Below are 8,325 nucleotides of genomic sequence, written 5' to 3' on the forward strand. Positions count from 1 at the left end.
GCCGGTTTTCGTGCCGCCGCCGCCACCGGCCGTCGTGCCGCCGCCGGTCGAACAACCCGCTCCGCCTCCGCCGCCGCCCCAGGCAGTGCCTGAACGGGGCAACTGATCGAGCTCAGCCGGTTGCGCTTCACCGCTGCGCGTGCAGGGTGGGCCTATGAGTGACGCGATCCGAAGCATCGTCATCGTCGGCGGTGGAACGGCCGGCTGGATGGCCGCCGCGGCCTTCTCGACCCTGCTCGACAAGCGGACCAAGATCGTCCTCGTGGAAAGCGACGAGATCGGCACGGTCGGCGTCGGCGAGGCCACGATTCCGCCGCTGCAGGCATTCAACCATATGGTGGGCATCGCCGAGGACGACTTCCTCGCCGCGAGCCAGGGAAGCTTCAAGCTCGGGATCGAGTTCGTCGATTGGGGCGCGGAGGGAGAGCGTTATTTTCATCCGTTCGGGCCGCATGGCCAGAACCTGCGCGGCGTGAAATTCCACCAGCTCTATCTTCGCGAACTGAAGCGGCGGCCGCTTGCCGACATTCGTGAATGGTCGATGTGCGGGGTAGCCGCCGAGCTCGGCCGCTTCGCTCGCCCCGGGCCTCGGACACCCATGCCGCTGGCGCAGATCGCCTACGCCTACCACTTCGATGCAAGTCTCTACGCGCGGCTTCTCGCAACGCATGCGCAACGCAACGGCGTGCAGCGGATCGAGGGAAAGATCGTGGACGTGGCGGTCGACGGTGAAACCGGCCACGTCAGGTCCGTCACACTTTCCGACGGCCGGTCGATCGAAGGCGAGCTATTCATCGACTGCTCCGGCTTTCGCGGCGTGCTGATCGAGGACAAACTCGGCACCGGCTATGAAGACTGGAGCCGTTGGCTGCCATGCGACCGCGCGGTCGCCGTGCCGAGCCGCCTTGTGGGGCAGCCGGATCCGTTCACCCGAGCGACCGCCCGCGGTTCAGGTTGGCAGTGGCGAATTCCACTGCAGCACCGCATGGGCAACGGACTCGTTTATTCGAGCGCGCACCTCGAGCGCGAGGATGCCGAGGAACTGTTGCTCGCCAACCTCGAAGCCGCGTCGATCGCCGAGCCTCGGCATCTTGCCTTCAAGGCCGGGCGCCGGCGCCTGGCGTGGAACGCGAACGTCGTCTCCCTGGGGCTTTCGAGCGGCTTCCTCGAGCCTCTCGAATCGACCAGCATCCACCTCGTCCAGAGCGGCATTGCGAAGCTGCTCGCGCTGTTTCCCGACCGCAGCTTTTCCCCTGTCGAGCGCGACGAATATAATCGGCAAATGCAGGATGTCTTCGAGGACGTGCGCGACTTCATCATCCTTCATTTCAAGGCAACCCGGCGCCGCGACTCCGACTTCTGGAATTATTGCCGGACGATGGAAATCCCCGACAACCTGGCCGCGAAGCTGGAGCTGTGGCGGTCGAAGGGGCGCATTTTCCGGCAAGGCGCAGAACTGTTCGACATCGCGAGCTGGGTCGCCGTTCTCCTCGGTCAGGGGATTGTTCCGGAAGAACCCGAGCCCGCGGCCTACGCCGCCGACGACGCGAAGGTCGCGGACCTTCTGGACAGGATGCGGGCGAACTACCGCCAGACCGCCGAGCGTATGCCGACCCACGCCGATTTCATCGCCAGAACCTGCGCCGCCGAACTGGTGATGCCTGCGTAGCGCAGCCCGAACTAGTTCTTCTCCTTCGGGTTGCGCAACGCGGCCGTACGTTCAGCGACCGGTTGCAATGGCGGCAACACGCGCTCGGGGCGGTCGAGGTTATGCTACCGCACTTACACCGTCGCTTCGGTAGTAATTGGTCCAGGCGTCCGGCAGCTCCGAATCGGTGACCAGCCGTCCGGTTGCGAGGAGCTGGTAAAAGCCGCCGCCGTCACGGCCCCCGGTGTCGACGCTCCAGCGAACGCAGGCGCGGCTATCATGGCGATCATCAGCCGCGCTCTCCCGACTGCGGACGAAGGCTCGGGCCGATCTGCGGCTTGCCGTCCTTCCAGAACAACGGCGCGATGTAGAGGTAGCGGCGGTCGTCGACCTTTCGGCAGCCGCTGCTCGCCTGCCAGGCATGGAAGCTGATGAAGGTGCGCTGGCCGACGCTGAAGATACTCTGGTGCCCGGGTCCGCTGAGGCATCCCGCCTCGCGGTCCTTGAAGCTGTGGAGGATCGGGTTCTCGCTCGCGGGCGTGCAGGGGCCGAGCGGCCCGGAGCATTTGGCGTATCCCATCGCGTAGGGCGAGAGGCCGCCCTCTTCCGGGTTCCAGCCGAAGAAGCCACCCGAGAAGAACATCTCGTAGCCAGCCGGCGAGCGGACCATCGTCGGCGCTTCAACGACGCGTTCCTCCCAGCGCTGGTCGTCCCCGACCAGTTCGACCGCCTTTCCGGTCACCGACAGGCCGTCGGGCGCAAGCGGCTGGCCCCAGATCGAGGTTCTGGCATGCACCCGGTTCCCGTCGTTCTTGAAGTAGAGGTACAATTTCCCGTCCGCGTCACGAAACGCGTCCGCATCGATGCTCCCGCCGAGCTCGGTCTGGCAGACGATCGGTTCTGCTCGATCGTCGACGAACGGTCCGAGCGGATCGCTGGCGACAGCAACGCCGATGCACTGCGCATTCCTGCGGACGTCGCTCGCGGTGTAATAGAGCAGATACTTGCCGCCGAGCTCGAGCAGCTCGGGTGCCCAGGTGAACCCCTCCTTCGCCCACGTTCCCAGCCTGGGCAAAGCGTCGCGCTGCTTTCCCGTTTGCGGATCACCGACGAAGCTCCAGTGCACCAGGTCGCTGGACATCGCGACCGGCACGTTGGGGCCGTTGTTCGTCGAATAAGCGACGAAGCGGTTTCCGTACGGCATCACGAAGGCGTCCGGGAAATTTTCTTCGAACACCGGCACGAACGACGGCTCTGCTGCGGCCGCTGCGGCCACGCACAGCAAGCCTGCAGCGACCAGTGTCTGCCTCGCCCGCGCTCGCAACCGTTTCAGCCTGAGCATTTTCGCGCCTCCGCCGGCAAGCCTAGCGATCAATGCCGCTTCCGCAACGCGAAGCTCGCACTTATGGTCGGGCGGTGCATCGCTTCCTTTCCCTCGCCGCCGCCGCTTTGCTCGGGCTCGGCAGTTGCGCCACGCCCGTCGCGCGGCCGGCGGCAAGCTACGTCAATCCGGTCATCGATGCGGACTTCCCCGATCCGGCGGTGCTCAAGGCGGCGGACGGCCTCTATTACGCCTATGCGACGCAGACGCAGCGCGGCGGCAAGTGGGTCAACATCCAGCTCGCGCGCTCCGCCGACCTTGCTCACTGGGATTATGTCGGCGATGCGCTGCCGGCGAAGCCCGCCTGGGCCGCGACGACGCAGGATTTTTGGGCGCCGGACGTGGTGCGCGATGGCGCGCGCTACATCATGTATTATTCGGCCAAGCCGGACGGGTCGGATGAGCGGCACGGCCTGTGCCTCGGAGTCGCTACCGCCGGCTCACCGTTGGGGCCGTTCGTCGACATGGGCAAGCCGCTCCAGTGCGGTGCCGGCTTCGTCAATATCGATCCGATGGCGTTCGACGACCCCGCAACGGGCAAGCGCCTGCTCTACTGGGGCTCGGGGTTCGATCCGATCAAGGTGCAGGAGCTCGCGCCCGATCGCATGTCCTTCGCCGCCGGCAGCGCACCGAAAGATCTCGTCTGGCCCAACCCGGCCAAGGATTCCTTCCCCGTCCTTGTCGAAGGCGCCTGGGTGATCCGCCACGGCGGCTATTACTATCTGTTCTATTCGGGCGACAATTGCTGCGGACCCAAGGCCAATTACGCGGTCATGGCCGCCCGCTCGCGCAGCGCCACGGGGCCGTTCGAAACGCTCGAGCAGGCGACCGGCAAGCCCCACAGCATCGTCCTCGAAAAACGCGGCAACTGGTTCGCGCCGGGCCACAACTCGGTCGTGACCGACGCCGCCGGGCAGGACTGGATCGTCTATCATGCCGTCGACGTCCGCCATCCGCGCGAGAAGCCGAGCGACGAGCCAAACACCCGCCGCATCATGCTGATCGACCGCATCAGCTGGGTTGACGGCTGGCCGGTTATCGATGGCCCGTCAGCGCTGCCGCGGAGCGCGCCAATACCCTGACGCAAGCTTCATTCGCTCTGGCTGGCTTGCGACTGTTGGAGCGAGTTCGCCACGTCCCGCGTTTACATGTACAAAGGAACTGCACATGCAAACTTTGGACAAGACCATTGCGGGGCCGAGTCTGAACGCGCTGGCTGGCGCTTCGATCGGACGTGTCTGGGTTCAGCTCGACATCGGTGGCGACCCGCACGACTACAGCATGTCGGGCGTCTGGAAGGGCGAAGTCGACGGGCTGACGCTCACGAGGTCGAACGTGATTTCGGTCGAACCTCCGGAGATCCACAGCCGCGTCACATGGGAGATCTCGCATCCCGTCTGGTCGCTCGTCTTTACCGAGCGGCGCCAGTTCGCCGGCGGCAGGTTCGCGCGGTCTGCGCCATATCAGGTGGCGCTGAGCGGGGACCTGCTTGAGGGCGCGCGGTTTTTGCACATCCCGCGCGAGCTGTTCGTGCACGCCTTGCGCGCGGACGGCTGGTCGGCCGCCAATGTCACGCTCGAACAGCTACGCTGGCTCGACGTGGCGCCCCCGGAACTGAGGGACCTGAGGTTCGTCATGCAGTCGCTTTAGGACGGCTGCCGCTCGAACCAGCTGGTGCAGCCGACGAACGATTTGCGCAGGAACAGCAGGCGCAGGTCGTCGGCGCCGAAGAATTCAGCGCGGAACTCGCGCGCATCTGCCCAGGTCACGCGTGCATCCAGCAGGCCGAGCGCGGGCACGTGGACCCTGATCGCTTCTCCGGCTGAAGGGGCTTTCCCAGCGAAGGCGTGCAACCCGGTGGAAGAAATTTCGAGTAGCTGCACAGCTTCGCGCGCGTGTGGCCGGCGGCGAATCCATCCGCCGCGCGCCTTTCCGGCACGCACATCCCGCGGGTTCATCTGGTTAGCAAGCGCAGCCATCGCAGCCTCCGTCCACGGCGGGCAATAGCCGGAGGACGGTTAAGTGCGGTTTAAAGCCATGCCCACCTATTCTGCCGGAACCGTCTCCGCTTCCGCTTCGCCCATCGGCTGCGGCTTCGATCGCGGCGGCCTGGCCCCGACGTCGTCTGCCTTTTTTTTCTTCGCCTTCGTCTCGAAATTGTAAGTGAATCCGTCGGCGCCCGTGGCGACCCGGATGCGCTTCACTTCTTCGCCCGTCATCTGCCGTTCGAGCAGCGCGACCGACATCTGCGGCAGCATCGTGTTGGTCAGGATGGCATCGATCATGCGCCCGCCCGACGCGACTTCGTTGCAGCGCGAGACGATGAGGTCGACGACTTCGGGCGCGCAATCGAGCTCGATGTCGTGGTTGTCCGCAATCCGCCTCTTGATCCGGTCGAGCTGGATACGGACGATGCCGCCAAGCATCTGCGGGTTGAGCGGATAATAAGGGATCGGAAGCAGGCGCCCGAGGAGCGCCGGCGGGAACACCTTGAGCAGCTCGGGCCGAAGCGCCGTCGCCAGGCCTTCCGGATCCGGCTTGGTCTCCTCGTCTCCAGACAGGCTCATGATCAGGTCGGTGCCGACGTTCGAAGTCAGCAAGATAATCGTGTTCTTGAAGTTGATATGCCGACCTTCGCTGTCGTTCATGAAGCCCTTGTCGAACACCTGGAAGAACATCTCGTGGACGTCCGGGTGCGCCTTCTCGACCTCATCGAGCAGCACCACCGAATAAGGCCGTCGCCGCACCGCCTCGGTGAGCACGCCGCCCTGGCCGTATCCGACATAGCCCGCCGGCGCGCCCTTGAGAGTCGAGACGGTGTGCGCCTCCTGGAACTCGCTCATGTTGATGGTGATGAGCGATTCATCACCGGAAAACAGCAGCTCGGCGAGGACGAGCGCAGTCTCGGTCTTGCCAACGCCCGAGGGGCCGCAGAGCATGAACACGCCGACCGGCTTGCTCGGATTGTCGAGCTTGGCGCGGCTGGTTTGGATGCGCTTGGCGATTGCATCCATCGCGTGATCCTGGCCGACGACGCGCTTCTTGAGCTGGTCGCCGAGGGTGAGCACGCTCTTGATCTCGTCCTTGACCATCCGGCCGACCGGGACTCCGGTCCAGTCGCCGACGACCGACGCGACCGCGTCGGCATCGACGACCCCGAACACCATCGGCGAATCCCCCTGGATCGAGGCCAGCCCCTGGATGGCAGTCTCCAGTCCGGCCTTGAGCGCGGCTTCTTCTTTCGCGCTACGGTCCTTCTTGCCGCGCGCTTCTGTCAGCGCGCGCCGGGCCGTGGTCAGCTTCTCGAGCGCCTCCTTTTCTTTCGCCCATTTGGCCTCGATCGAGTCACGCTCCTTGCGTGCGATGACGAGCTCGGTGTCGATCTTGTCGAGCCGGTCGTCGGCGCGATATTGCTCCTGCTCCTCCCGCTCGACGACCTCGCGCTCGATCTCGAGCAGCTCGACACGCCGCCTGCGGTCCTCGACCTGCGCCGGCGTCGAATGTTGCGACACGGCAACGCGCGCGCATGCGGTGTCGAGCAGGCTCACCGCCTTGTCGGGCAGCTGCCGCGCCGGCACGTAGCGCTGCGACAGCGTCACCGCGGCGGCAACCGCCTCCTCGAGCACGACGACGTGGTGATGCTCCTCCATCGTCGGTGCCACCGAGCGGATCATGGCGATCGCGCTGCCGGTGCCGGGCTCGTCGACATCCACGGTCTGGAACCGCCGTGTGAGCGCCGGGTCCTTCTCGAAATATTGGCGATATTCCGAATGAGTCGTCGCGGCGATGGTGCGCAGGCGCCCTCGCGCCAGCGCCGGTTTCAGCAGGTTGGCGGCATCCCCCGTCCCGGCCTGCCCGCCCGCGCCGATCAGGGTGTGGGCTTCGTCGATGAACAGGATGACCGGCTTCGGGCTCGATTCCACTTCGTCGATGACGCCGCGCAGGCGCTTTTCGAACTCGCCCTTCATGCTCGCGCCGGCCTGCATCAGGCCGATGTCGAGCGCGCGCAGCGTGACGCCCTGCAGCGATGGAGGCACTTCACCGTCGACGATGCGCTTGGCAAAGCCTTCGACGACGGCGGTCTTGCCGACCCCGGCCTCGCCCACGAGGATCGGGTTGTTTTGTCGGCGCCTCAGCAGGATGTCGACGAGCTGGCGGATCTCGTCGTCGCGACCGACGATGGTGTCGATCTCGCCCTTGCGCGCCTTTTCGGTGAGATCGACCGAATAGCGCTCGAGCGCCTTGCCTTCTCCCTGCGGGACCGCGCCCGGTTCCCCGGCGCTGTCGATCGCGGGCTCGGCGCCGAGCTGAGTCATCTCGGCGGAGGATGCGAGCAGCCCGTCGAACTCGCTCGCGAGCTTTTCGAGCTGGACCTTGCGGAACTCGGTGCTGATGTTGAACAAGGCGTTGCGCAGCGTCGGGGTCTTGAGCATGCCGTAGACCAGATGCGCCGTGCGCACGCGAGACGCGGAAAACTGCAGCGAAGCGTAGAGCCAGCCCTTTTCGATCGCTTCCTCAATCTGCGGCGAGAAGTCGGAGATCGCGGTCGCGCCGCGCGGCAACGCGTCGAGCGCCGCAACCACGTCGCGGGCGAGCTTCGAATCGTCCATCGCGAATGCGGTGCGGAGCGCCGCGAGGTCGTTGCGCGGGTCCTGCAGCAGGATGTGGATCCAGTGGACGAGCTCGACATAGGGATTGCCGCGCATCTTGCAGAAGCCGGTGGCGGTCTCGATCGCCTTGAGAGCCGTCGCGTCCAGGCGCCCAAACAGGGCGGATCGGCTGATTTCCGTCATTGGTCGACCCTTTCATTCATCCGGGTTCGTCTTCGGGGTGTGAGATGCGCATCGGCGCGCAATCCGCCTTTGCCGGTCGGCTGAAGCCACGAGGTCCATCCCAGGCGCGATCGGCCGTTGAGCTTCGCGGGCGGGACGAGCGCCTCGTCGATTTCGAGCATGATGTCCCATTCGAGATGGGAGGGCGCGAATGCATCGAGCGCTTCCGCGGCAATGCCGAACCGCTGCGCGCAGGGCAGCAGCTGCTCGAATTCGCCGAAATCGTCGATGCGGATGACGACCCGGAAGGCATCGGAAGCGATGCGCACCCGCTGGCCTGCGACGGCATCGCTGCCGAGTGTCGCGAACCGCCGCCCAAGGCGGCTCTGGTCCTGGACTTCGATGCGCCGCCAGCGCGGCTGGAATTCCTGCACGCGCGCCTCGACGCCGAGCAGGTGCGTCAGGGCGTCCTCGAGCGCCGCCGCGCTGCGCCGCCCTGCAAAGACGCCCGCATAATGCAGCCG

7 protein-coding genes are annotated in these 8,325 nt (G+C 65.7%); 3 read left to right on the forward strand and 4 right to left on the reverse strand.

The window, feature by feature from the left end; genetic code table 11:
- Positions 1–154: 154 nt before the first annotated feature.
- Positions 155–1,669 carry a tryptophan halogenase family protein gene (locus tag GH737_RS11045; RefSeq protein ID WP_155264874.1) on the forward strand — a complete coding sequence of 505 codons (1,515 nt, stop codon included), beginning with the start codon at positions 155–157 and terminating at the stop codon, positions 1,667–1,669.
- Between the two features lie 268 nt (positions 1,670–1,937).
- Here GH737_RS11045 and GH737_RS11050 read toward each other — a convergent pair whose 3' ends face one another.
- Positions 1,938–2,990, reverse strand: coding sequence for a glycoside hydrolase family 43 protein (locus GH737_RS11050; RefSeq protein ID WP_155264875.1), 1,053 nt, complete (start codon positions 2,988–2,990; stop codon positions 1,938–1,940).
- 74 nt (positions 2,991–3,064) lie between these two features.
- Between GH737_RS11050 and GH737_RS11055 the strand changes: the two genes are divergently transcribed.
- Together GH737_RS11055 and GH737_RS11060 are read left to right on the forward strand one after the other, a co-directional pair.
- Positions 3,065–4,111: a glycoside hydrolase family 43 protein gene (locus tag GH737_RS11055; RefSeq protein ID WP_230558770.1), complete on the forward strand. Its 1,047-nt coding sequence runs from the start codon at positions 3,065–3,067 to the stop codon at positions 4,109–4,111.
- Positions 4,112–4,196: 85 nt separating this feature from the next.
- The gene (locus GH737_RS11060) at positions 4,197–4,679 is read left to right on the forward strand and encodes a hypothetical protein (protein ID WP_155264877.1); all 483 of its coding nucleotides are present in this window, start codon (positions 4,197–4,199) and stop codon (positions 4,677–4,679) included.
- Here GH737_RS11060 and GH737_RS11065 read toward each other — a convergent pair.
- The 3 genes from GH737_RS11065 to GH737_RS11075 all read right to left on the reverse strand — a co-directional run.
- Positions 4,676–4,828 carry a hypothetical protein gene (locus GH737_RS11065; RefSeq protein WP_155264878.1) on the reverse strand — a complete coding sequence of 51 codons (153 nt, stop codon included), beginning with the start codon at positions 4,826–4,828 and terminating at the stop codon, positions 4,676–4,678. The genes GH737_RS11060 and GH737_RS11065 overlap by 4 nt on opposite strands.
- Positions 4,829–5,074: 246 nt before the next feature.
- Entirely contained in the window at positions 5,075–7,822 is a 2,748-nt protein-coding gene (gene tssH, locus GH737_RS11070; protein WP_155264879.1) for a type VI secretion system ATPase TssH, read from the reverse strand.
- On the reverse strand, positions 7,819–8,325 hold a 507-nt coding region (locus GH737_RS11075; protein ID WP_196233116.1), incomplete at its 5' end, for a type VI secretion system baseplate subunit TssG. The genes GH737_RS11075 and tssH, both read right to left, overlap by 4 nt.

The organism is Sphingomonas segetis (assembly GCF_009720245.1).
Lineage (GTDB): Bacteria > Pseudomonadota > Alphaproteobacteria > Sphingomonadales > Sphingomonadaceae > Sphingomicrobium > Sphingomicrobium segetis.

What these genes read in the sequence shown, in the direction of transcription:
- GH737_RS11045 (WP_155264874.1), top strand. Translation starts at nt 155, where the DNA reads ATGAGTGACGCGATCCGAAGCATCGTCATCGTCGGCGGTGGAACGGCC.
- GH737_RS11050 (WP_155264875.1), bottom strand. Translation starts at nt 2,990, where the DNA reads ATGCTCAGGCTGAAACGGTTGCGAGCGCGGGCGAGGCAGACACTGGTC.
- GH737_RS11060 (WP_155264877.1), top strand. Translation starts at nt 4,197, where the DNA reads ATGCAAACTTTGGACAAGACCATTGCGGGGCCGAGTCTGAACGCGCTG.
- tssH (WP_155264879.1), bottom strand. Translation starts at nt 7,822, where the DNA reads ATGACGGAAATCAGCCGATCCGCCCTGTTTGGGCGCCTGGACGCGACG.